Raw genomic sequence first — 24,357 nt, forward strand, 5'->3', positions numbered from 1 at the left:
GAAAGATACAGGTAACATGCTCTCCCGCATCGGGAGAGCATCAGATAAAAGTCGGCTTAGTAGTAGGAGTGCTCGCCGCGCTGGTGTTCGGTAAGATCGCGTACACCTTTCAGTTCCGGGAATTCGTTAAGCAACTGCTTTTCGATCCCTTCTTTCAGCGTTACATCCACCATTGAACAGCCGTTACAACCACCGCCAAACTGGAGGATGGCATAGCCTTCATCCGTAATTTCCATCAGCGTGACGCGGCCGCCGTGGCCTGCCAGTTGCGGGTTGATCTGCGATTGCAGCAGATACTCAACACGTTCCATCAGCGGTGCGTCTTCGGACACTTTACGCATCTTCGCGTTTGGTGCTTTCAGGGTGAGCTGGGAACCCAACTGATCGGTGACAAAATCAATTTCCGCATCTTCCAGGTACGGTGCACTTAACTCATCGACATAGGCGGTCAGTTGTTCAAATTTCAGGGCGGTGTCAGTTGCTTCCACTGCATCTGGCGGACAATAAGAGACGCCGCATTCAGCGTTTGGCGTGCCTGGGTTAATCACAAATACACGGATTTGTGTCCCTTCTTCCTGATTTGCCAGCAGTTTAGCAAAATGCGCTTGCGCAGCATCAGAGATACGGATCATAGCAATGGCCTAATAGTTGACTATTTTACTTGGTTATAATACGCCCATCATCGAGGGTCTACAAGGTTCGACAAAGGCACCATACCTGAACAGACGCCGCGCCGTTGCGCAGGAGCAACCGACTTATTTCCGCGACGGTGCTGCCGGTCGTAACGACATCATCCACGATAACCATATGGAGTCCCTGGACGGGCAATTCAAGGCGAAAGGCATTTTTCAGGTTGCGTTTGCGTAGCCGGGCGCTGAGATGATGCTGAATGGACGTTGCCCGAATGCGGACAATGGCGCTCGGTTCATAGCGACAGCATAGCCAGTGGGCAAGGGCACGACAGAGCAGATCACTTTGGTTATATCCTCTGCGCCACTGGCGATGCCGATAAAGCGGTACGCTGATAAGCATATCGGGTTTCTGCCACTGTGTTGTTCTGCGTGCGTTGATGACTGCCAGTACCAACAGCCGGGCCAGCGCATTTGCCATTTCGGGGCGTCGCACGAATTTGAACTGATGCACCAGCATACTCAATGGCAATGCGTAATCGCTGACCGCCACCAGACGTTGCCACGGCGGCGGTTTTTGCAGGCATCTGCCGCAAGGCAGTGTACGGCTCGCGGCAGGCAAACCACAGCCTGGACAAACGGACAGGGGGGCAACTACCGCCCGAGTGCAGCAGGAACACAAGCCCCAGTGCGCTACCGCCAGCGGCATTCGACATAGCCAGCACAAGCCCGGCGCTGTTAGCATGTTCACCCTCCCTGTTTTAAGAAAGAGAACGATAACTGATGAACAACATCTGGTGGGAAACCAAAGGCGAAGGAAATTGCCATCTTGTGCTGTTGCACGGATGGGGGCTGAACGCGCAGGTTTGGGATTGCATTGTGCCGCAACTACGCTCGCAATTTACACTGCATCTGGTGGACCTGCCGGGTTATGGGCGCAGTAGCGGATTTTCGGCAATGACATTGCAGGAGATGGCGGAGTGTGTGTTGGCGCAGGCGCCGCAGCGCGCCGTCTGGCTGGGCTGGAGCCTCGGCGGGCTTGTCGCAAGCAAGGTTGCGCTTCTTGCCCCTGAGCGTGTCAGCGGCCTGGTGACGGTTGCATCATCCCCTTGTTTTGGCGCGCAGGATGAATGGCCTGGCATCAAACCGGATGTGCTGGCCGGTTTCCAGCGACAGCTCAGCGAGGATTTTCAACGTACGGTCGAGCGCTTTCTCGCTCTGCAGACGATGGGTACGGAGACAGCCCGTCAGGATGCACGTCAGCTCAAGCAGGCGGTATTGTCGTTACCGATGCCCTCAACAGAGGTGCTGAACGGTGGGCTGGAGATCCTCAAAACAGAAGATCTGCGCGACGCGCTGTCAGGGCTGGAGATTCCCTTCTTGCGGCTTTACGGGCGATTAGATGGGCTGGTGCCGCGCAAAATTGTTGCCACGCTGGATGCGCGCTGGCCACAAAGCCAGTCGCTGATATTTCCTAAAGCTGCCCATGCGCCTTTTATTTCTTACCCGGACGATTTCTGCAGAGCATTGACAGAATTTAATAGTTTCGCGGTGTAATTATTGTGCCACCTGGAAAAAATGCCGTTTCACGACAATACTCAGAGCGTTGCTGCGGTTGGCTTATCTTTCTTTACCACAGCATCACAATCTAAAAAACCCGAGGAGAATCAAGTCTATGAAACTTGTTACAGGTATTGTTGCATCTCTGGTGATTGGCTCCCTGTCGTTTGGCGTTATGGCGGCGCAGGAACTCGAAAAAGATAAGGTCGCGGGTATGAATCTGACAAAAGTGGGGACGATTACCACGTCTGATACCTCGGCACCCATGGACGCGAAAAAAGAGCTGTCAAAAAAAGCGGATGAGCTGGGCGGCAAATATTTCGTTGTGACCAGCGGCGAGAAGAATGAAAAAGACATCCATGCTACGGCGGATGTCTATAAGTAATGTTATGAGCGGGTCGCCTGACCCGCTATCAGCATCCTGTCAGTGACCACCATTCACGCTGGCAGGCCGATTTTCCTTCCGGGCATTGTTTGCACTCGCCGCTCAGACACCCGTCCGCCTCTTCCTGAATACGTACTGCTTTGCCCATGGCTTCCATGCGCGTCAGCATGGCATCGGCCATTGGCCGGGAGAGATGCAGCGCGTTACAGAGCTGGTTGATTTCCATCCGGCCCTGTAAAGCAAGCATATCGCGAACCTCAATTAACGATGCCATGTTTCGTGTCCTTAGTGGCAGTCGCCCGCCGGGCTTTCACAACAACTGGCGACGGTTTTGCGGCTGGCCAGGAGATTCACATCCACGCGACTTCTGGCGCGACGCAGACCGCCAATCACGATGACGTTGAACAAGATCACCGCGAGAATACAGGTGAGGCTGTAAACCGGGTGCTCCTCAAAACTCACGGCCTGATAGAACAGCGTGGCAAGTGAATAGGCGATATTCAGCCCCCACAGCACGGAGAACCCCATCCAGCCACGGCTCGATTCACGGGCAATGGCGCCCATTACGGATATGCACGGGGTGTAGAGCAGAACGAAAATCAGGTAGCTGTAGGCCGCAGCGGCGCTGCCGAATTTCTCACTCATCACGCCCATAGTGCCTTCTGCCATCTCACCGTCGCCCTTGCTGGCTTCAATAGGGTTGGCCAGTACGCTCAGACTGAAGGTGTTTTTCAGGCTGCTCCAGGTCTCGTCGAGTGCAGCGATCAGTTCATCGCCGAGACTGTATTCTGCGGGATTGAATTCCGCTTTCTGAATGTGTTCGGCGGTATAGAGTGAGTTGAGCGTCCCGACCACCACTTCTTTCGCCATTGCCCCCGTCACCAGGCCAACGGTCGCCTGCCAGTGGTCACCGTGCACGCCAATCGGTTCCAGTATGGGGGTAAAGACGCGGCTTACTGACGCCAGCGCAGAATCGTTAATGTTATCAACCGTTTTACCGCTCAAAGAGAAGCTATTGAGAGCACTGAGGAAAATGCTCACGATCACAATGACTTTACCGGCCCGCAGCACAAAGCCTTTCAGACGCTGCCAGGTCTGCAAGACCAGACTTTTCAGGTGCGGCACGTGGTAGACCGGTAGTTCCATAATGAACGGTGACGCTTCGCCACGCATGATGGTGTGTTTAAGCATCAGGCCGGTAAGGATTGCCATCACAATGCCCAGCACGTACAGCGAAAAGACCAGTAACGCTCCCTGCTGGCCGAAGAAGGCCGATGCGAAGACAGCGAAAATGGCCAGACGCGCGCCGCAGGACATAAACGGTGCCATCATCATGGTCATCAGACGTTCACGCGGCGCATCCAGGGTCCTGGCCCCCATCACTGAGGGAACATTGCAGCCAAAGCCGACAATCAGCGGCACGAAGGATTTACCCGGCAGCCCCAGCGCCTGCATCAAACGGTCCATGACGAAGGCCGCACGTGCCATATAGCCAGAGTCTTCAAGGAATGAGAGGAACAGGTACATCATGCCGATTTGCGGTACCAGCGGTAGCACCGTGTTGATACCACCGCCCAGCCCCTGAGCAAGGAAAACGGTCAGCCATTCCGGGAAATGCAGCGTATAGCCCAGCCACTGGATACCGTGGACGAAAATCGCCACTGAACCCGCATCAAAAATCGGCTGTAACGCACCACCGATGTTAATGGCGAGCAGGAACATCAGGTACATCACAAACAGGAAAATCGGTAAGCCAAGGAAGCGGTTCAGAATGATTCGGTCAACGGCTGCCGTAAACTGGCTGGATTCCGCCGTCAGGGTGTTACTGACCGCCTCGCAAATGGCGGCAATGGTTTGATAACGGGCATCGGCAATGTGCAGTGCGGGATCATCGATTTCGTCCTGCAGGCGTGCCAGTGAAATATCCAGCTTGTGGGCGGCATCACCAGCGTAAGCGCGGCTGTAGATATCGCCTTCCAGCATTTGCAGGCCCAGCCAGCGACGTTGTTGGATGGGCATGTCCGCGGCCATGCCTTGCGCCAGCTCATCGGCTTCACGCGACAGCGGCTGGGCATAGTGGACAAGCTCGATTTGTTTATTTTTCTGATGGCGATCAAGCGCGATTTTTAACGCGTCGATACCGCGACCACGGGTGGACACCAGCGGAACAACCGGGCAGCCGAGGCGAGCGGAGAGGGCGTCGATATCAATGCGGACTTTTTGCTTCTCGGCAATATCCAGCATATTCAGCGCCACTACGCAGGGGATGCCAAGTTCCAGCAACTGCAACGTGAGATAGAGGTTGCGCTCGAGGTTTGAGGCATCCACGACGTTAATCAGGATGTCCGCATCGCCGCTCAGAATGTAGTGACAGGCAATTTGCTCATCCAGTGAGGTCTGTGACGAGATAGTGGTCAGGGAGTAGGTACCGGGCAAATCCACCAGCGTAACCTGATGGTCGGTGGTAGAGAATTGCCCCTCTTTGCGCTCAACCGTGACACCCGCCCAGTTCCCCACGCGCTGGCGCGCACCAGTTAACTGATTGAATAATGTGGTCTTGCCGGAATTAGGATTACCAATTAATCCCACGGTCAATTTTTTCATTGTTCTTCTCTCTCTTTCATGGCCGGGCCATTAGCGGGAAACGGCTTCCAGTTCCAGAAACGCGAGATCTTTCTTACGCAAGACCAGATTAACGCGTCGGGTTTCAATGTGAATAGGATCACCAAGGGGGGCTACGCGCACGACATTAAATGATGAGCCGGGCAACATGCCTAATGAGAGGAGTTTCTGGCGCCACGCAGGGCTAATTTCGCGAGAGAACCCCGTTATTTTCCACGCACTGTCAGGAGAGAATTGCATAGGACCTACTTATCTGTATCGCAAACAACATTCCCACCATGCGCCAGTAAAGCGCATGAAACCAGTTAGTTAGCCAGCACAGCAATGAGTGTCACTCCACTCATACAATGATAATGAGAATAGTTTTTATCATCACTATTAAACCGCGATATTGCGCAAAGCGGAACCACAATCCGAGCCATTGTTGATATGGCTCAAAATTTATGTTGTTTTGCCTTTCCCGTTTGCAATAATAAATAAGAAACAGTGAAGGGATATTTAATTTATTACCCGGACTTAAGGTTAAATTAATAATAAGAATAAAGTTTAAATAATAAAGAGTTATGAGGCGGTTTTATTAACTAAAATATAACCAATATAAAATTAGTTAATAATTTTGAAAATTAATCCATAGATTATTCAAAGAGTTACTGGCAGGTAAGAAATAACGCACTACACCTGTTTGTTTAGATTTGAACATCTGGAAAGGGGAGTCCCTCTCCCGAAGGAGAGGGCGAAGGGTTTAACGTTTTTTGCCCATGGCGGCTGCCAGCGCATCCATCATGGCGCTGTTGCCAGCAGGCTGCGACTCGCGCCCGCGTGGTTTCGCCGGACGGGCGGCAGGGCGGTTGCCTGCCTCGCGAGCGCCACCATTACCACGCCGTGAATTGCTGTCTCCCGGCTGCTCATCAAGGCGCATGGTCAGCGCAATACGTTTGCGCTGCAGGTCCACTTCCAGCACTTTTACTTTGACGATATCCCCTGCTTTCACGACGGTATGCGGATCTTCAACAAATTTATCGGCAAGCGAAGAGATATGTACCAGGCCATCCTGATGCACACCGATATCCACAAACGCACCGAAGTTGGTAACGTTGGTCACCGCACCTTCAAGCACCATGCCAGGCAGCAGGTCATTCATCGTTTCAACACCGTCAGCAAACTGGGCGGTTTTGAACTCCGGGCGCGGGTCACGGCCTGGTTTTTCCAGCTCTTTGATGATGTCAGTAACGGTCGGTACCCCGAAGCGCTCGTCGGTAAAGTCGGACGCTTTCAGTGACTTAAGACCGCTACTGTTGCCCATCAGATCGCGCAGAGACTGCTCTGTCGCCGCCAGAATACGTTCCACAACCGGGTACGCTTCCGGGTGCACGGTAGAGGCATCCAGCGGGTTATCACCATGGTTGATACGCAGGAAGCCCGCGCACTGCTCAAAGGCTTTTGGCCCCAGTCGGCTGACTTTTAATAGTTGCTGGCGATTCTGGAACTGACCATTCTCATCACGCCAGGCGACAATATTCTGCGCCATCATGCGGGTTAAACCGGCAACGCGAGTCAGCAGGGGAACAGACGCGGTGTTCAGGTCCACGCCGACGGCGTTTACGCAGTCTTCCACCACCGCATCCAGTTTACGGGCAAGCTGGGTCTGGCTGACGTCATGCTGATACTGACCAACCCCGATAGATTTCGGATCGATTTTCACCAGTTCGGCCAGCGGGTCCTGCAGACGACGGGCGATAGAAACCGCGCCGCGCAGCGAAACGTCCAGATCCGGGAACTCCTGTGCCGCCAGCTCAGAGGCGGAATAGACCGACGCTCCGGCCTCGCTGACGATCACTTTCTGTGCGGTGACTTTCGGGAACTGTTTCTGCACGTCCAGGAAGAAACGTTCGGTTTCACGCGATGCAGTTCCGTTGCCGATAGCGACCAGTTCAACGTTGTGTTTTTCGCACAGCGCGGCGACCACCACGGCGGCTTTTGCTGCCTGGCCGGTGTGTGGGTAAATGGTGTCAGTGGCGACCAGCTTACCCGTGCCGTCGACAACGGCGACTTTCACACCGGTACGCAGACCCGGATCGAGACCCATGGTGGCGCGCAGGCCAGCGGGTGCGGCCATCAGCAGGTCATGCAGGTTACGGGCGAAGACGTTGATCGCTTCATCTTCCGCACGTTCACGCACGGTACCCATCAGTTCGGTTTCCAGGTGCATCAGCACCTTAATGCGCCACGTCCAACTGACAACGCCTTTGCGCCAGCTATCTGCCGGCGCATTATTCAGCCGCAGGCCAAGGTGATCCTGAATAATTTGCTCGCAATGGCTCTCTTTTGGCGGCTCATCAAACTGCGGATCGGCATTCAGTGAGAGCTGCAATACCCCTTCGTTGCGGCCACGGAACATGGCCAGCGCGCGGTGTGACGGCACGGTGGAAATCGGCTCATGGTGATCGAAATAATCGCGGAATTTTGCGCCTTCCTCTTCTTTGCCGCTCACTACGGTGGCGACCAGATGGGCGTTTTTCCACAGATAATCACGCACTTTCGCCAGTAACTGCGCATCTTCGGCAAAGCGCTCCATCAGGATGTAGCGTGCGCCATCCAGCGCTGCTTTGGTGTCGGCAACGCCTTTGTCGGCATCGATGTATTTTGCGGCTTCGCTTTCCGGGTCGTGTGAAGGCTCGTTCCATAGCAAATCCGCCAGCGGCTCAAGGCCTGCTTCAATGGCGATTTGCCCACGGGTGCGGCGCTTGGGTTTGTACGGTAAATACAAATCTTCGAGTTCGGTTTTACTGAGTGTACCGTTGATGGCTTTGCTCAATTCATCGGTGAGCTTACCCTGCTCGCCAATCGACTTCAGGATGGCCTGGCGGCGTTCTTCGAGTTCACGCAAATATCCCAGGCGGGTTTCCAGATTACGCAGCTGCGTGTCATCCAGACCGCCGGTGACTTCTTTACGATAACGCGCGATAAACGGCACGGTGTTCCCTTCATCAAGCAGGCGAACGGCAGCTTCTACCTGTTCGGATCTGGCCTGAAGTTCACCCGCAATAATGCGGCAGAGCGAATCATTCATCATTTCAATATCATCTTCTGAACAAAATCAGGGGATAGTTATACGGACTGAGACAGAAAAATGCCAGTCGCGCCGGGGGCTACCGGATAGTTCCTGGTGCGTTACTTTACATACTCGATTTCATTAACGTACCAGGTGGCTTCCCCGGCGGGCGTTTGCACCACAGCGACATCGCCGACCTCTTTTTTCAGCAGCGCGCGCGCCATTGGCGAGTCGATAGAGATGTAGTCTTTGCGACCAAAAATTTCGTCGTAACCGACAATGCGAAAACGTAATGTGTTGCCATCGTCATTTTCGATTTCCACCCACGCGCCGAAGAAGACTTTGCCTTCCTGTTGCGGTGAGTAATCGACAATTTTCAGGTTTTCCAGGCACTTTGTCAGATAGCGAACGCGGCGGTCTATTTCACGCAGGCGCTTTTTATTGTACTGGTAGTCGGCATTTTCACTGCGATCGCCGAGACTCGCCGCCCAGGTGACTTTTTTGGTGACTTCCGGGCGCTCCTGACGCCAGAGAAAATCCAGTTCCTGTTTCAGCTTGTCGTAGCCTTCTCGGGTGATCAGGGGCGTTTTCATTTCGTGGCCTTCTTTTTTCTCTGATTTCTTTACAAATCACCGCCCCTTAAGGTGCGGATTAATCATCATTTCTGTGATGCAATGTGCATATAAGCTACTGTTAAATATGCTTTGTAACAATTTCGACTAGAATTTATACCAGATTTAGCTGGTCCTCGACGCGCACTTTTTTAGAATACGTATTCATAATTGTCGGAACCTTTGGGAGTAAAAACAATGCAAGAGAATTATAAGATTCTGGTAGTGGATGACGATATGCGCCTGCGCGCGCTGCTTGAGCGTTATCTTACCGAGCAGGGCTTCCAGGTTCGTAGCGTCGCTAACGCGGAGCAAATGGACCGCCTGTTGACCCGCGAATCATTCCACTTGATGGTTCTCGACTTAATGCTGCCGGGTGAAGATGGCCTGTCCATCTGTCGCCGCCTGCGTAGCCAGAGTAACCCGATGCCGATCATTATGGTGACGGCGAAAGGGGAAGAAGTTGACCGTATCGTTGGCCTCGAAATCGGTGCTGATGACTACATTCCAAAACCGTTTAACCCGCGTGAACTGCTGGCGCGTATCCGTGCGGTACTGCGTCGTCAGGCAAATGAACTGCCTGGTGCGCCTTCGCAGGAAGAAGCGGTTATCGCATTTGGTAAGTTCAAGCTGAACCTCGGTACCCGCGAGATGTTCCGCGAAGATGAGCCGATGCCGCTGACCAGCGGTGAGTTCGCCGTGCTGAAAGCGCTGGTGAGCCATCCGCGTGAGCCGCTGTCGCGCGATAAGCTGATGAACCTGGCGCGTGGTCGTGAATACTCCGCGATGGAGCGTTCTATCGACGTGCAAATCTCCCGCCTGCGTCGCATGGTGGAAGAGGATCCGGCTCACCCACGTTACATTCAGACCGTTTGGGGTCTGGGCTACGTCTTTGTGCCGGACGGTTCTAAAGCATGAGGCGAATGCGCTTCTCACCGCGCAGTTCTTTTGCCCGCACGCTGTTGTTGATCGTCACATTGCTGTTCGTCAGCCTTGTGACGACCTACCTCGTGGTGCTGAATTTCGCGATTTTGCCCAGCCTCCAGCAGTTTAATAAGGTTCTCGCCTACGAAGTTCGTATGTTGATGACCGATAAACTGCAACTGGAGGACGGTACACAACTGGTGGTTCCTCCGGCATTTCGCCGTGAAATTTATCGCGAACTCGGTATCTCACTCTATTCCAATGAAGCCGCAGAAGACGCAGGCCTGCGTTGGGCACAGCACTATGAATTTTTAAGCCAGCAGATGGCGCAGCAATTGGGTGGCCCAACGGAAGTGCGCGTTGAGGTTAACAAGAGCTCGCCGGTTGTCTGGTTGAAAACGTGGCTGTCACCCAATATTTGGGTACGCGTGCCGTTGACGGAAATTCATCAGGGCGATTTCTCCCCGCTGTTCCGCTACACGCTGGCTATTATGCTGCTGGCGATAGGGGGCGCATGGCTGTTTATCCGAATACAGAACCGACCGCTGGTCGACCTGGAACATGCCGCGCTAAAAGTGGGCAAAGGACATATTCCGCCGCCGCTGCGTGAATACGGTGCCTCCGAAGTGCGTTCTGTGACGCGCGCGTTTAACCAGATGGCGTCAGGGGTCAAGCAACTGGCGGATGACCGTACCCTGCTGATGGCCGGGGTGAGCCACGATTTGCGTACGCCGTTGACGCGTATTCGTCTGGCCACAGAGATGATGGCCGAAGAAGATGGCTACCTTGCGGAATCGATCAATAAAGATATCGAAGAGTGCAACGCCATCATCGAGCAGTTTATCGACTACCTGCGAACCGGGCAGGAGATGCCGATGGAAATTGCCGAATTAAACGCGGTCCTGGGCGAAGTGGTAGCGGCCGAGAGTGGCTATGAGCGTGAAATTGATACGGCGCTTAATGACAGCGAAATTCTGGTTCGTATGCACCCGCTTTCGATTAAGCGTGCCGTTGCCAATATGGTGGTGAACGCTGCCCGTTACGGTAATGGCTGGATCAAGGTCAGTAGTGGTACGGAGCTTAATCGCGCCTGGTTCCAGGTGGAGGATGACGGCCCTGGCATCAAGCCGGAGCAGCGCAAACATCTGTTCCAGCCGTTTGTCCGTGGCGACAGTGCGCGTAGCACCAGCGGTACGGGTCTTGGGCTGGCGATTGTTCAGCGTATTGTCGATAACCACAACGGTTTGCTTGAGCTTGGTACCAGTGAGCGGGGAGGCTTGTCGATCCGTGCCTGGCTGCCGATTCCCATTACTCGCCTGAACACGCCGGGCAAAGAGAACTAACAGAAAACCCGCCTTCAGTGAATTGAAGGCGGGTTTTGTTTGGCTTGCGTTGGAAAGTTACAGCTTCGGTCCGGCGCTCACCAGTGCGGCACCCGCAGGGGTATCCGTATACTTCTCAAAGTTACTGACGAACAGTTTAGCCAGTTGCGTTGCTTTCTCCTGCCACTGCTCCGGCGATGCGTAAGTATTACGTGGGTCGAGGATTTTTGTCTCCACGCCGGGCAATGTTGTGGGGATAGCCAGGTTAAACATTGGCAGAGTGAAGGTCTCGGCGTTATCCAGTTCACCATTCAGAATCGCATCGATAATCGCGCGCGTATCTTTAATGGAGATGCGTTTGCCGGTCCCGTTCCAGCCAGTGTTCACCAGGTATGCCTGCGCACCGACGGCCTGCATACGTTTCACCAGCACCTCTGCGTACTGCGTAGGGTGCAGCGACAGGAATGCTGCGCCAAAGCAGGCGGAGAAGGTGGGCGTAGGCTCCGTTACGCCACGTTCCGTGCCCGCCAGTTTAGCCGTAAAGCCTGACAAGAAGTGATACTGCGTCTGGCTTGCGGTAAGGCGGGAAACAGGCGGCAGCACGCCGAACGCGTCTGCGGTCAGGAAGATAACTTTTGTTGCATGCCCTGCTTTTGAAACGGGTTTAACGATGTTGTCGATGTGGTAGATCGGGTACGACACACGGGTATTTTCTGTTTTCGAGGCATCGTCATAATCGATGCTGCCGTCGGCGCGTACGCTGACGTTTTCCAGCAGAGCATCCCGACGGATGGCGTGGAAAATATCCGGTTCCGCTTCCTCTGACAGTCGGATGGTTTTTGCGTAGCAACCCCCTTCGAAGTTGAAGACGCCGTCGTCGTCCCAGCCATGCTCGTCATCGCCAATCAGGCGGCGTTTTGGATCGGTAGAAAGGGTGGTTTTCCCGGTGCCTGACAGGCCAAAGAAAACGGCGACATCGCCTTTCTCGCCGACGTTTGCCGAGCAGTGCATCGATGCGATGCCTTTCAGCGGCAGCAGGTAGTTCATCATCGAGAACATCCCTTTTTTCATTTCGCCGCCGTACCAGGTACCGCCAATCAACTGAATGCGTTCGGTGAGGTTGAACGCAACGAAGTTTTCTGAATTCAATCCCTGTTCTTTCCATAACGGGTTTGTGCATTTCGCCCCGTTCATGACAATAAAATCAGGTTTAAACTCAGCGAGTTCTTCGTTTGTCGGACGGATAAACATGTTCTTCACAAAGTGTGCCTGCCAGGCGACTTCTGTGATGAAGCGAACGGAGAGACGGGTATCCGCATTGGCGCCACAAAAGGCGTCGATAATAAACAGACGTTTACCGGAGAGTTGTTGCGTCACCAGCCCTTTCAAGTGTTGCCAGACTTCGGGCGAGAGCGGTTTGTTGTCGTTCTTGCCTTTGCCTTTATCAGACCACCAGACGGTGTCTCGGGTGGTGTCATCACGGACAATATACTTATCTTTCGGCGAACGGCCGGTGAAAATACCGGTGTCGACGGCGACAGCACCAGAATTCGTCAATACTCCGCGCTCGTATCCTTCCAGGTCTGGACGGAGCTCTTCCTGATACAGCGTATCGTAGTCGGGGTTATAGACGATATCCTGAACATCGTTGATACCATAAGCCTTGAGATCTTGCGGGGTTAAAACGTTAACGCGCATGTCACTACTCCTTAGCCAATATGTACTGCCTGAAATTGTAGGGTTGTTGCTCATTCCCTGACCGCGACGGGGCTCATAGATTTACGTATCTCGACAAGCCCTGGAACGCGGAAAACGCTGTGACATGGGTCACGTGGCGACACAGTTTCTGGCAATAATAGCCAGAATAATCGAGAAAATGTCACTAAAGCGACGTAAAGCGATATTTTTAACGGCAGCTTTGTGACTGTAATCGCTTTCATGAAAGTAAATTACGTAAGACTTTCAGAAAACATTTTAACGGAAACGTGACGTGCTATGCAAAAGCGCCACCGTTCAGGTGGCGCTTTTGCTGACGATTAAGGAAGGTCTTAGTGGACCTGCGGGTCGGCAGGCGAGGCGTTGTTACGGATTTCAGCGATATCCATGGCGTTAAACAGATAGTGATTACCGCAGTAATCGCAATGCATGTCGATCTCGCCCTCTTCGGCAATAATGCTGTCAACTTCTTCATCTGGCAGGGTTTTTAATGCGCCAGCACAGCGCTCACGAGAGCAGGTGCATTTGAATTCCACATCCTGCGGGTCGTACAGGGTGACTTCTTCTTCGTGGTACAAACGCCACAGAACATCCTGCGCCGGAAGCGTAAGCAGCTCTTCTGCTTTGATCGTTTCAGTCAGCGTTGCCAGGTGTTCAAAATCCACCGCCTGGGTATCCTGAGCGGGTAAAACCTGCAGTAGCATACCGCCTGCGGCCGGTGCACCCTCCACATCGCCTGTACGGATGAACAAGCGGGTCGGCAGTTGTTCGGAACGCAGGAAGTAATCTTCCAGACACGCTGCCAGCGTATCGCCTTCCAGACCGACGACGCCCTGATAACGTTCACCTTCTTCTGGCGTAATGGTAATGACCAGATAGCCATTGCCAACCAGCGTTTTCAGATCGGCATCGTCAGCAATGTCGCCCTGTACGCGCGCGACACCACGCATCTGTTGACGGTTGTTACCGTTGATGACGGCCAGGCTCATTGGGCCATCACCCTGTAGCTGAACGGTAATATCGCCCGCAAATTTCAGGGTGGCAGTCAGCAGGCTGGTCGCGACCAGCAACTCGCCGAGAATGTTTTTCACTGGCTGCGGATAGCTATGGTTTTCCAGGATCTGCTTCCAGGTTTCGGAGACGGTTACCAGTTCACCGCGTACGGCATAGTTCTCGAACAGGTAACGGTGTAATTGGTCATGTTGAGCCATAGTTTTCTCTCTTGCGGGTGCGCGTTACTCGCTGTCACCGTATTTAAATTTCATCAGGTCGCGGCGTTCTTTTTTATCCGGACGGCGATCGGGGTGCGGCATTGTAAGCGCATTCATCTTCCGTGCCAGCGCCATTTTTTCGCGCTTCGCTACGCTTTCCGCAGTCTCTTCATACATTTCGACGGCTTCTGCGGCGGGGCGGCGTTGTTCGGTAATAGCTTTAATAATCACCGTACGTTCGTCATTGCCCTGCCTGAGCGTCAGCGTGGCATTCAGTTCGACGATTTTACTCGGCTTGCTGCGCTGACCGTTGTAATGCACTTTGCCGCCTTCGATCATCTCGCGGGCTAAGGCGCGTGTTTTATAGAAACGCGCGGCCCACAGCCATTTATCGAGGCGAACATCAGGTGCTGACTGTTCTTTCATTACCCCTCCTTCACGCTCAGCGAGGGAATCAGGTGGCGATAATCGTTCATGCCAGGATGACGTAAATAGCTTTTCTCCGCCAGACCTGAATCCGGGTTGGTTACGCCCAGGCAGTAACGAATGCCAAATTTTGCGGCGGCATCCAGAATGGGTTCACTGTCATCAATGAACAGCGTTCTTTCGGCGTTTAAGCCGGTCTCTTGCGCCACGGCTTGCCACAAACGCTGATCCTCTTTCGGATAACCAAATGTGTGGGTGGAAAGTAATAAATCAAGGTGTGATGCCAGACCGGTGTGCTCAAGTTTCACCGCGAGATTATGCGGATGCGCATTGGTCAACAGAATGCGACGCTTACCACTTTTTTGCAGCGCATCAAGAAAAGGGACTGTATCTTCACGCAGTACGGCGCGCGGCCCCTGCTGTGTTGTCATAGCGCAGATATCCAGCCCTAAGCGTTCGCTCCAGTAATCCAGACAATACCAGTTTAGCGTATGCTGAACGGCATGATATTCCTGACGAAGAATGGCCTGAGCCTCTGCGGGTGAAATGCCCTGCTTTGCGCCAAACGTCTCTGGCACCAGTTTTTGCCAGAAATAATTATCAAAGGCGAGATCGAGCAGCGTACCGTCCATGTCCAGCAGAACGGTATCCACGTTCTGCCAGTCGATATCAAAATGCATAAGAAACTCCAGCCAGAAATAACGATGCGCGACAGGTTAGCATACCCGGCGCGCATGACATTTATCAGGTCAGGCTATCGGGTGCGGGGATAAGCCCGGGGTTCAGGCAGTTTTCGTAGTATTGCTGAATTTCAGCCAGACGCGTGCGGTTTCGATGGTAGCGGCGCAGCGCCTGGACGCCGTTATAAACGCAGCAGATAATCATTGCCAGAAGCAGCAGCGCGGTGCTGACGTAGCGCCAGAGCCCGGTTGTGCTATTTGGCATACGGTGCAGGCTGATATGACGAGTACCGTTGGCGTCAGTCGAAATATTGGTGATGATGCCCTCGGCGGTAAAAGGGGTTTGCATCAGCATTCCCGCCAGGCGTTGGAACTCTGCCCACTGTTCGGCGGCAGGATAGTCATACAACGCGACACCAGGGTAGGGCTGATCTACCAGCTCGCTTCCTTCTTCACTCACAATCAGGAAGCCGCCTGGTGCCGGGCTGTTAAGCGCCTGTGCCGCGCGGGTCGTTTCGCGCAAAATAAAGGGTGCGGTGGAGGTGGTGACCAGGTTATCCAGCGATTCTGCGCTGACCGGGCGCAGCAACACATTCACGCCGGTGAGTTTGCCCGCGCTGGCGCGTGACGTCAGCGTATCCCAGTCTTTACTGTTCCCCAGATTGACCAGCGCGTTTTTAAGCCGCAGGCAGTCATCCTCTGCTGAACAGAGATCCTGCGTTTTCAGCACAATCTCAGAAAAATCATCCAGTAAGACCATGCCTGATTTTTGGATTGCCGTACGCAGCGCCGGGCTCACGCGAGAGCCGTCATCCTGTTTCGGATGCAACTGGCGGTTGACGGCTTCCACCAGTGCCGTCGCTTTGGTGACGGTTTCTGATTCCGGCAAGGGCAGCGGCGGCGCGTCGTTCCAGATAATTTGTGAACAGTCGAACGGCGCAAAAGGCGAGCTTTGGCGCGCGCTCCAGTTGCTTGACGAATGGATGCTACACATGCCGGTGCCGTGAATCTTTAGCGAGTCACCAATACGCAGCCCTGCTTCTTCAAGTTGACTAACTTTCGTGGCTTCGATGGTCTGCGCCCCTTTAATCCATGAAAGGGTAAACTTGATGGGCATATCCAGCGGAACCCACATCAGCAGCATAATCAGAACCAGCAGCGCTCCGGCTGAAATCACGGCGCTGCGCACCCAATGCTGGAGGGGGAAGTTCTTGACCTCATCATGCAGCGATAAAAAGCGCCCCTGTCGAACCACGTGACGATCGAGATAGATATCAATATCGCTTTGTTGCCCCAGGTCCTGGGCGATAAAAGGTTGCCAGTGTTTTGGGTAGATAAGATCAATAATGCCTAACGAGATATTGTTGATCTGTTCCTGATTGTTCTCACCAAAAAGCCCCCACCGTTTGGGCGTGCCGCGCAGGCAGTGGATTTCGCGCAGCGCAGTTTGCGCGGGCGGTGCGAAGATGCCCCAGAGCCCGGCCGCAAGCAGCATAATTCCGCCACCGGCAAGCCACGGGACAAACACGTCCGGGGTGACCAGGCAGAAAAAGAACAGTAAAAACGATGTTGAAATCAGTAAGGCTTCACGCATGCCGTCCGGGCGGCTCAGCGCATACTCTTCCACCGTTTCATGGCGAATATTAAGTAGCTCAATTTGCTCCGTCTCTTCGCCGCGGATAGCTGAGTGGGACGAGGGAACCTGTTCTGGCACCAGGCTGTGTTCTTCCGGACGGAATTCATTCAGGGCGTGGCCATTTAGCGAAATGACCAGCGGAAGAGTGTCGGTACGGATAAGCTCAACGCTGTTTTCGTCATTGATATACTGCTCCCAGAACGGCGGCAGATGGACTTCAACAGAATCGAGATAGTAGCGCCATTTGTTGGGGGCATCGGTCGTAATCCCGTAACGGGTGATCGCACGGGTGACGCTGATGACGGTATTACTTTGCGCGTTGAGGGTGAGGGAGATCGGGGCAGCCGTCGCACCGGTCGGGCCCGGTACCTGACGGGTACGGGAGAGCGATTCCAGATAGCTTTCAACAGCGCTGCGCTCATCAGGAGTTAATTTGCGGGTTGTCGCGCCAGCGAAAGCTTGCAGATGTGGCAGGCGGTATCGTCTTTGCGATCGCGCTCTGTAAAACCACCCAACAAGGCATACGCAGGCCAGCATAGCAGCGAAATAAATCAAAATGGTGCTCATGCTTTCCCCATCTTACTTTTACTAGCAGGTGTAGTCAGTTGCACCCTTTCCCGTAAATTCAATGAATATGGCTGGAGCGTTATCGGGCAAATCGTTAGTCTAATAGGTGAGCGCCTGACAACATGCAAAATAGTAGCAAAGCCGCAATAGAGCGAATATCAGCAAATTCTTAGTTTTATTTCAACCTCTTGACTTTTAGGTTTATTTGGGAAATAGCTTCTGCTAAGTTACAGGAATGTAAATGAGGCGCGAAGAACATTGCCGAAACAGTGTCGCATGTCGCACAATAATGCCAGTAATCTCTGGAAAGACCGATAATAATGAGCGAATCATTGCAAAAACCCACCATTCTTAACGTTGAAACCGTCGCGTCTTCACGACTTTTTAACGTCGAAAGTGTGGACCTGGAATTCAGCAACGGCGTACGTCGTGTCTATGAACGTATGCGTCCCTCGTCACGAGAAGCGGTGATGATTGTGCCTATTGTAGACGATCATATCATTCTCATTCGCGAATATGCTGTGGGTACCGAATCTTATGAGCTTGGGTTTTCCAAGGGATTGATCGATCCCGGTGAAAATATGTATGAGGCGGCCAACCGCGAGCTTAAAGAAGAGGTGGGTTTTGGCGCGAAGGAATTAACGTTCCTGAAAAAACTCAGCATGGCTCCGTCTTATTTCTCCAGCAAAATGAATATCATGGTTGCTGAGGATTTATACCCTGAGTCGCTGCCCGGTGATGAGCCAGAGCCGTTACCGCAGGTGCGTTGGCCACTGGCCCATTTAATGGACTTGCTGGAAGAGCCTGATTTCAATGAGGCCCGCAATGTAAGCGCGCTGTTCTTATTAAGAGAGTGGCTTAAAGGGCAGGGCAGGTTATAAAAAAAGCGCGTAAGCGCTTTTTTTATGTCTGTCAGAACTGCGGCCCGCCCTGATAAAACGTTTTTGCGTCCCATCCGGGGAGCCCTGGCAGGCTTTTATCAGAACAATTCGTGCGTCTCGCCATTATCAATAATGGTGGTTCCCACTTCGTGCACGGCCTGCTGTGTCGGCTGCGTCCCGTCAATAAAATACTCCTGACGGCTGCTGCCTCCACTTGCCAGTTGCCCTGTACTCCGGTCGATATTTACCGTCACTATTCCTGGCGGTGGCGTGAGCGGTTGCTCCGGTACGCCATTGAGAACAACCTGCATGTAAGCATCCCATGCTGGCTGCGCACTCTTCGCGCCGCCTTCGTAACCCGAGATCTGATCTTTGATAGCGCCCGACGCGGAGGTGCGTCCCAGATCGCGACGGTGATCATCAAAACCGATCCAGACCGACGTCACTACGCCCGGACCATAACCGGAGAACCAGGCATCTTTCGAGCTGTTGGTGGTCCCGGTTTTACCACCGATATCATTACGTTTGAGATCGCGACCTGCGCGCCAGCCTGTGCCTTGCCAGCCTGGTTCACCGAAGATGTTACTGTTAAGCGCGCTCTTGATTAAAAACGATAGCGGCGTACTGATCACGTGCGGTGCATACTCCTGACCACCGCTCTTCACCACCAGATCCTGATTGGCTTGCTCCAGTTGCGGCATCGGTATGGAAGGATTCTGCTGCTCCTGAGAGATAGCGACGTTTTCCATATCTTTGTTTTCCAGCACGTCTGACTTCGGTGTATCCCCATAAATTACTGGGATATTACACTCCGCGCAGGCGACCTTCGGCCGGGCTTCGAACAGAACATTACCCTGATCGTTTTCAATTTTGGTAATGAAGTACGGATCGATGAGGAAACCGCCGTTCGCCATGACTGAATAGCCGCGTGCTACCTGCATGGGCGTGAACGACGCGGAACCCAGCGCCAGCGACTCCGTATGCACGATGTTTTGTGCCGGGAAACCGAATCGCTGTAAATACTCGGCGGCGTAATCTACCCCCATTGCACGCATAGCGCGTACCATCACCACGTTCTTCGACTGCCCCAGCCCCTGACGCAGGCGAATTGGCCCGGCATACTCATCTGGCGAGTTTTTCGGACGCCAGTCGGAACCCGCCCCTGCATCCCAACGTGAGATAGGCACATCGTTCAGAATACTGGCCAGCGTCAGGCCTTTGTCCATCGCCGCGGTATAAAGGAATGGTTTGATGTTAGAGCCAACCTGACGCAGCGCCTGGGTGGCGCGGTTAAATTTGCTCTGATTGAAATCAAAGCCGCCAACCAGCGCCAGCACGGCGCCATCGTGCGGGTTGATGGAGACCAGGGCAGAGTTAACATCCGGCACCTGGGCCAGCCACCAGCCTTCATTTACCATGCGCACCCAAATCTGCTGACCTGCCAGCACCACATCGGTCACTTTGCGTGGGGTTGGGCCCTGTGCGGTGTCGGAACGATAAGGGCGTGCCCAGCGCATTCCGTCCATATGCAGTGATACGGAGGTCCCGTCGCCCAGCATCGCGGTGGCTTCTTGCGCATTGGCGGCCGTCACGACAGCAGGCTCCAGCGGCCCGTAGGTCGGCAACGCTTTTAGGGTGTCGGTGATTTTTTTACTGTCCCAGGCGCTTTCGCCCGGTTTCCACAGCACATTCGACGGGCCGCGATAACCGTGGCGCATATCGTAGTCCATCACGTTATTGCGCACGGCATCCTGCGCCGCCAACTGCACTTTACGGGTGATGGTGGTGTAAACACGATAACCGTCTTCGTATGCTTTATCGCCGTAGCGATTCACCATCTCCTGACGCACCATTTCTGAGAGGTACGGCGCCGAGAAGGCAATTTCCGGCGCATGGTAATCCGCATCAATGGCTTCGCCGCGCGCCTGGTCATACTGCGTCTGGCTGATATAGCCCTCGCTCAGCATACGGGCCAGTACCACATTACGGCGAGCCGTTGCGCGGTCAAGCGAATAGAGCGGGTTAAAGGTGGATGGCGCTTTGGGCAACCCGGCAATGACCGCCATCTCACTCAGGGTGAGCTGGTCGACGGGTTTACCAAAGTAGACCTGTGCCGCCGCACCCACACCATAAGCACGATAACCGAGGTAAATCTTATTGAGGTAAAGCTCGAGGATCTCGTCTTTATTCAATAACTGCTCGATGCGGATAGCCAGGAACACTTCCTTGATTTTACGCATCAGCGTGCGTTCCGGACTCAGGAAGAAGTTACGTGCGAGCTGTTGCGTGATGGTGCTGGCGCCCTGTGAGGCGTGACCAGAGAAAAGCGCTACGCTGGCCGCACGGAAAATCCCCACCGGATCAACGCCATGGTGTTCATAGAAGCGGCTGTCTTCTGTGGCGACAAACGCTTTCACCATTTCTGGCGGAATCTGATTCAGCGTCAGCGGAATACGACGTTTTTCACCGTACTGCGCAATCAATTCGCCGTCGGCGCTATAGACCTGCATCGGGATTTGTAGTCGCACGTCTTTCAGCGTCGCGACGTCAGGTAGCTGTGGCTCAATGAATTTGTACAACCCATAAATCGAGCCTGCTCCCAGCAGAATGCAACACACTGCAAGGATCAATAAATACTTTACGAACTTCACCGGAGGATTCCCATTTAGTTTCATTTGGGCAGTTTATAAACAACCGCGCGGTAGTATAAATGCAAGCCTGATGCATTGATATAGCCGTCATCTTTCCTGGCGATAAGGAGGTCGCGATTTATGGCATTCGGGCACTGGCAGATTGGACTGCATATTCAGCAAGATAGTGTTTTCATCGTCGCATTAACCCCAGGCAGAACAGGGTTGGCGCTACGCCGTTGGTGGCACATCCCGTTACCATTGGGCACAGTTGAAAACGGGCAGCTTAAGGCTCCACAACAGTTGTTGACCACGCTCTTACCGTGGCGAAAATCGTTACCGCAGCGCCACCGGGTACGGCTGGCATTTCCGGCAGCGCGCACATTGCAGCGTAAGCTCCCCCGCCCGGCAATGGCCTTGCGGGAAAACGAACTGGCAAGCTGGGTTTCTCACGCCATGGCGCGTGAACTTGAAATGGCAGCGGCAGATTTGCGTTTCGACTATACCGAAGATTCACTGGCGCAGGCCTATAGCGTGACGGCGGCGCAGCATAAAGACGTGGCCGAAATGCTGGAACTGGCAACCTCTCTGCACCTGAATTTGACCTCCCTGACGCCTGATGCCTGCGCGTTACAGCATCTTGTCCCTTTTTTACCGCCTCCGGCACGTTGTCTTATTTGGGAAGGCGACGCGCAATGGCTGTGGGCAACGCGCACCGGATGGGGGCGTCGGTCGCACGAAGATCAGCCCACCGTAAACGCGCTAAGCGCAAGCCTCGGGCTGGACATTGCCGACGTTGCGCTATGCACAGCGGCAACGCCCGAGTTTGACCCCTGGAGCGTCCTTGTGCAGCGGCAACCGCCTTTACCGCCAAATGGCATGCGTTTCGCGGTAGCGATTGGCCTGGCCCTGGGAGCGGTTCGCTAATGGAACAGATGATCAACCTGCTGCCCTGGCGAGAGCAGCGACAACAGGCATGTCGGCGCTTTTGGGGGCAACTGCTGGCGTATGCTGTGGGCCTGATGGCGCTGATTACCCTGGGGTGTCAGGTAAAGGCGGGCCAGGACAAGCAGATCGCTACGTTGTGGCTGCAATCTGACGCGCAAATGCTGTCAGCGCTTAAGGCAAAACAGCCGCATTTCCAGGCGCAACACCAGTTGTGGTTAAAACAGCAGGCCAGAATGCAGCGGCACAACCAGACCCGCCAATGGCAGCAACGGCTGGCAGAACTGGCGGAAAAAATGCCCGACAGCGCCTGGCTTACGGAGGTGCATTTTCAGCAAGGGCAACTCAGCGTGTCGGGGATTGCCAGAACGTTTCAGTCATTAAGCGAACTGGAGCAGGCGCTGGACACGACCGCCGGTTTTCGTCTTCGCCAAACCGGTTCGACCGGGCAAGATGCGCAAGGGCGCTGGCAGTTTCACTATCAGCTTAATAAGGAAGATGAGCATGCCGCGCAGCCTTGATCTCTGGTACGCCCTCTCGCCAGCAACCCGTGCCGGGTACGGATTATTGCTTATGGTGCTTCTCCTGCTTGCGGTGTGGTGGTGGCAGATTCAGCCCATAACGCGTGAACAAACGGCACGGGAGCAACAACATCTTGTGCAGCAGGCGGCATTGCAGGAAAGCTGGCGAGAGATTCTGGCCCTTAAACCACCGGAGATAACGCATGCTCAAGCAGATATCCCAAAGGCTTTTTCACCGCTGGATTTTCATACTCCTGATGCCCAACTGATTGGCTGGCGTCCTGCCCATCGGGGGGGCGAGATGGTGCTGGAGGCGCAGTGGGTATCGATTCCCCGGACGTTTTCCTGGCTTGCCGAACGGCAAATGCTCGCACCTGCTTTTTCCATCACCGCGCAGGACAAGGCGCTGCGTTTTGTGCTCCAGGTGGAGAGCGATGATGGCGGCTAAACGCATCGCAGCGTCATGTTTGCTGGTGCTAATGCTGGCGGGTATGCGTGATCCTTTCAAGCCGCCTCCCGATCGCTGCATGGTCAGTCAGCTTGCGCTTTGGCATTACCAGGGCGTGGTAAGCAGGTCTCAGGCCGCGACAGGGATTGTGCGCGATCCCGCCGGCAGATGGCGACGCGTGCAGAAGGGGGAAACGCTTGCGGGAGGCTGGCGCGTGGTGGAATTTAATAAAGAAGAGATGCGCATCGCGACAGGGGAAGGTTGTGAACCCGCGCACTGGCGCTGGAAACGAGAAGGATCTCAGCATGAAAAGAACAGCAGTGGTGGCTCTTTGCCTCAGTAGCCTGGCAGCGAGCGCGGCAACACCCGCCCCCGTGACATTAATGGTAGATGATGTTCCCGTTACCCAGGTCCTACAGGCGCTTGCCGGGCAGGAAAAACATAATCTGGTGATCTCGCCGGACGTCAGCGGGACACTCTCCTTGCATCTTGTCGATGTTCCCTGGAAGCAGGCACTGAACACGGTGATTGCCAGCGCAGGGCTGACACTACGTAGAGAGGGCAACATCCTGTATGTGCATTCCGCAAGCTGGCAACAGCAACAGTACGATGCGCGTGAGGCGGCGCTGGAAAAGCAAAAACAGAGTCTGCCGCTGGAAGAGCGTAGCCTGACGCTGCGTTATGCGCAGGCCAGTGAGTTGGCAAAGGCTGGCGAAAAGCTCCTTGGGCCAAAAGGAACGATCATGGTAGACAATCGGCTCAACCGGCTGTTACTTCGCGATCATAAGGCCTCGCTTAACGTGCTGGAAAAGTGGGTTGCGCAGATGGATTTGCCCGTTGAACAGGTTGAACTGGCCGCACATATTGTCACCATAAATGAAAAGAGTCTGCGTGAACTTGGCGTGAAGTGGGGGCTGGGGGAGGCGACAAAGCCCGGAAAACGCGGGCAGGTGTCATCGCTTTCAAGCGATCTGTCGGTTGAAAGTGCCAGCACCCGGGTCGGTTTTAATATCGGCAGTATTAACGGGCGGTTGTTGGATATTGAGTTATCCGCACTGGAACAAAAACAGCAACTGGAGATCATCGCCAGCCCACGATTACTGGCCTCTCACATGCAGCCTGCCAGCATTAAACAAGGCAGTGAAATCCCATACCAGGTCTCCAGCGGCGAAAGCGGCGCAACGTCGGTAGAGTTTAAAGAAGCGGTGCTGGGTATGGAGGTGACGCCGACCGTGCTGCCTGATAGCCGTGTGCGTCTCAAGTTGCGTATTACCCAGAACATGCCGGGCCAGGTGCTCCAGCAGGCTGATGGCGAGGTACTGGCGATTGATAAACAGGAGATTGAAACCCAGGTCGAAATAAAAAGCGGTGATACCCTGGCGCTGGGAGGCATTTTCTCACAAAAGAACAAGCTCGGTTCCGACAGTGTACCAATTTTAGGGGGGATACCCTGGTTTGGCCGACTGTTTCGTCATGATGGTAAAGATAATGAGCGCCGTGAACTGGTGGTCTTTATTACACCAAGGCTCGTGCCAGTTCGTTGATCGATACATATTCTGTATCGCTTTTTCTGCCTAACTCGCTACAGGTG

At 54.1% G+C, this 24,357-nt stretch carries 23 protein-coding genes; 10 read left to right on the plus strand and 13 right to left on the minus strand.

The window, feature by feature from the left end:
* Positions 1–56: 56 nt before the first annotated feature.
* Positions 57–632, minus strand: coding sequence for a Fe-S biogenesis protein NfuA (gene nfuA / locus MRY16398_RS01905; protein ID WP_041851371.1), 576 nt, complete (start codon positions 630–632; stop codon positions 57–59).
* Positions 633–690: 58 nt separating this feature from the next.
* Positions 691–1,374: a DNA utilization protein GntX gene (gene gntX / locus MRY16398_RS01910; RefSeq protein ID WP_125123775.1), complete on the minus strand. Its 684-nt coding sequence runs from the start codon at positions 1,372–1,374 to the stop codon at positions 691–693.
* Between the two features lie 38 nt (positions 1,375–1,412).
* Between gntX and bioH the strand changes: the two genes are divergently transcribed.
* Together bioH and MRY16398_RS01920 are read left to right on the plus strand one after the other, a co-directional pair.
* Positions 1,413–2,186, plus strand: a complete 774-nt coding sequence (gene bioH, locus MRY16398_RS01915; protein ID WP_125123776.1) for a pimeloyl-ACP methyl ester esterase BioH — start codon at positions 1,413–1,415, stop codon at positions 2,184–2,186.
* Positions 2,187–2,304: 118 nt separating this feature from the next.
* Positions 2,305–2,574 carry a YdgH/BhsA/McbA-like domain containing protein gene (locus MRY16398_RS01920; RefSeq protein ID WP_041851374.1) on the plus strand — a complete coding sequence of 90 codons (270 nt, stop codon included), beginning with the start codon at positions 2,305–2,307 and terminating at the stop codon, positions 2,572–2,574.
* A gap of 28 nt (positions 2,575–2,602) precedes the next feature.
* Here MRY16398_RS01920 and feoC read toward each other — a convergent pair whose 3' ends face one another.
* The 5 genes from feoC to greB form a co-directional block, all read right to left on the minus strand.
* Entirely contained in the window at positions 2,603–2,848 is a 246-nt protein-coding gene (gene feoC, locus MRY16398_RS01925) for a [Fe-S]-dependent transcriptional repressor FeoC (protein ID WP_041851375.1), read from the minus strand.
* 11 nt (positions 2,849–2,859) lie between these two features.
* A complete protein-coding gene (feoB, locus tag MRY16398_RS01930) occupies positions 2,860–5,178 on the minus strand; it encodes a Fe(2+) transporter permease subunit FeoB (RefSeq protein WP_071194948.1) in 2,319 nt (772 codons plus the stop codon).
* A 30-nt stretch (positions 5,179–5,208) separates the two neighbouring features.
* A complete protein-coding gene (feoA, locus tag MRY16398_RS01935; RefSeq protein ID WP_041851377.1) occupies positions 5,209–5,436 on the minus strand; it encodes a ferrous iron transporter A in 228 nt (75 codons plus the stop codon).
* Positions 5,437–5,938: 502 nt separating this feature from the next.
* Entirely contained in the window at positions 5,939–8,269 is a 2,331-nt protein-coding gene (locus tag MRY16398_RS01940) for a Tex family protein (RefSeq protein ID WP_125123777.1), read from the minus strand.
* Between the two features lie 98 nt (positions 8,270–8,367).
* Complete coding sequence (greB, locus tag MRY16398_RS01945) at positions 8,368–8,841, minus strand: transcription elongation factor GreB (RefSeq protein WP_041851379.1); 474 nt, start codon at positions 8,839–8,841, stop codon at positions 8,368–8,370.
* A gap of 216 nt (positions 8,842–9,057) precedes the next feature.
* Between greB and ompR the strand changes: the two genes are divergently transcribed.
* Positions 9,058–9,777, plus strand: a complete 720-nt coding sequence (gene ompR, locus MRY16398_RS01950; RefSeq protein WP_001157751.1) for an osmolarity response regulator transcription factor OmpR — start codon at positions 9,058–9,060, stop codon at positions 9,775–9,777.
* Entirely contained in the window at positions 9,774–11,126 is a 1,353-nt protein-coding gene (gene envZ / locus MRY16398_RS01955; RefSeq protein ID WP_041851380.1) for a two-component system sensor histidine kinase EnvZ, read from the plus strand. Before ompR ends, envZ begins: the two co-directional genes overlap by 4 nt.
* A 57-nt stretch (positions 11,127–11,183) precedes the next feature.
* Here the strand turns inward: envZ and pckA are convergent, their stop codons facing one another.
* The 5 genes from pckA to MRY16398_RS01980 form a co-directional block, all read right to left on the minus strand.
* Positions 11,184–12,803 carry a phosphoenolpyruvate carboxykinase (ATP) gene (pckA, locus tag MRY16398_RS01960; RefSeq protein ID WP_041851381.1) on the minus strand — a complete coding sequence of 540 codons (1,620 nt, stop codon included), beginning with the start codon at positions 12,801–12,803 and terminating at the stop codon, positions 11,184–11,186.
* Between the two features lie 350 nt (positions 12,804–13,153).
* Positions 13,154–14,032, minus strand: coding sequence for an Hsp33 family molecular chaperone HslO (gene hslO / locus MRY16398_RS01965; RefSeq protein ID WP_041851382.1), 879 nt, complete (start codon positions 14,030–14,032; stop codon positions 13,154–13,156).
* 24 nt (positions 14,033–14,056) lie between these two features.
* The gene (gene hslR, locus MRY16398_RS01970) at positions 14,057–14,458 is read right to left on the minus strand and encodes a ribosome-associated heat shock protein Hsp15 (protein ID WP_041851383.1); all 402 of its coding nucleotides are present in this window, start codon (positions 14,456–14,458) and stop codon (positions 14,057–14,059) included.
* Positions 14,458–15,138 (minus strand): GMP/IMP nucleotidase, encoded by a 681-nt coding sequence (yrfG, locus tag MRY16398_RS01975; RefSeq protein ID WP_041851384.1) that lies wholly within the window; start codon positions 15,136–15,138, stop codon positions 14,458–14,460. The genes hslR and yrfG overlap by 1 nt, the downstream gene beginning before the upstream one ends.
* A gap of 64 nt (positions 15,139–15,202) precedes the next feature.
* Positions 15,203–17,341: an intracellular growth attenuator family protein gene (locus MRY16398_RS01980; RefSeq protein ID WP_125123778.1), complete on the minus strand. Its 2,139-nt coding sequence runs from the start codon at positions 17,339–17,341 to the stop codon at positions 15,203–15,205.
* A gap of 320 nt (positions 17,342–17,661) precedes the next feature.
* Between MRY16398_RS01980 and nudE the strand changes: the two genes are divergently transcribed.
* Positions 17,662–18,222, plus strand: a complete 561-nt coding sequence (gene nudE, locus MRY16398_RS01985) for an ADP compounds hydrolase NudE (RefSeq protein WP_041851386.1) — start codon at positions 17,662–17,664, stop codon at positions 18,220–18,222.
* Between the two features lie 98 nt (positions 18,223–18,320).
* Here nudE and mrcA read toward each other — a convergent pair whose 3' ends face one another.
* Positions 18,321–20,873, minus strand: coding sequence for a peptidoglycan glycosyltransferase/peptidoglycan DD-transpeptidase MrcA (mrcA, locus tag MRY16398_RS01990; RefSeq protein ID WP_079497005.1), 2,553 nt, complete (start codon positions 20,871–20,873; stop codon positions 18,321–18,323).
* Positions 20,874–20,993: 120 nt separating this feature from the next.
* Here mrcA and MRY16398_RS01995 point away from each other — a divergent pair, with 120 nt between their 5' ends.
* Genes MRY16398_RS01995 through hofQ form a run of 5 tightly spaced genes read left to right on the plus strand, consistent with a single transcriptional unit; the run spans position 20,994 to position 24,310 of the window.
* Positions 20,994–21,779, plus strand: coding sequence for a type IV pilus biogenesis protein PilM (locus MRY16398_RS01995; RefSeq protein WP_108700526.1), 786 nt, complete (start codon positions 20,994–20,996; stop codon positions 21,777–21,779).
* On the plus strand, positions 21,779–22,318 hold the full coding sequence (locus MRY16398_RS02000; RefSeq protein WP_125123779.1) for a PilN domain-containing protein: 540 nt from the start codon (positions 21,779–21,781) through the stop codon (positions 22,316–22,318). Before MRY16398_RS01995 ends, MRY16398_RS02000 begins: the two co-directional genes overlap by 1 nt.
* On the plus strand, positions 22,302–22,766 hold the full coding sequence (locus MRY16398_RS02005; RefSeq protein WP_125123780.1) for a HofO family protein: 465 nt from the start codon (positions 22,302–22,304) through the stop codon (positions 22,764–22,766). Before MRY16398_RS02000 ends, MRY16398_RS02005 begins: the two co-directional genes overlap by 17 nt.
* Positions 22,753–23,109: a HofP DNA utilization family protein gene (locus tag MRY16398_RS02010; protein ID WP_232034373.1), complete on the plus strand. Its 357-nt coding sequence runs from the start codon at positions 22,753–22,755 to the stop codon at positions 23,107–23,109. Before MRY16398_RS02005 ends, MRY16398_RS02010 begins: the two co-directional genes overlap by 14 nt.
* Positions 23,072–24,310, plus strand: a complete 1,239-nt coding sequence (gene hofQ, locus MRY16398_RS02015; protein WP_125123781.1) for a DNA uptake porin HofQ — start codon at positions 23,072–23,074, stop codon at positions 24,308–24,310. The genes MRY16398_RS02010 and hofQ overlap by 38 nt, the downstream gene beginning before the upstream one ends.
* The last annotated feature ends 47 nt before the right edge of the window (positions 24,311–24,357 follow it).

It is taken from the genome of Phytobacter sp. MRY16-398, from assembly GCF_003925915.1.
GTDB lineage: Bacteria > Pseudomonadota > Gammaproteobacteria > Enterobacterales > Enterobacteriaceae > Phytobacter > Phytobacter diazotrophicus.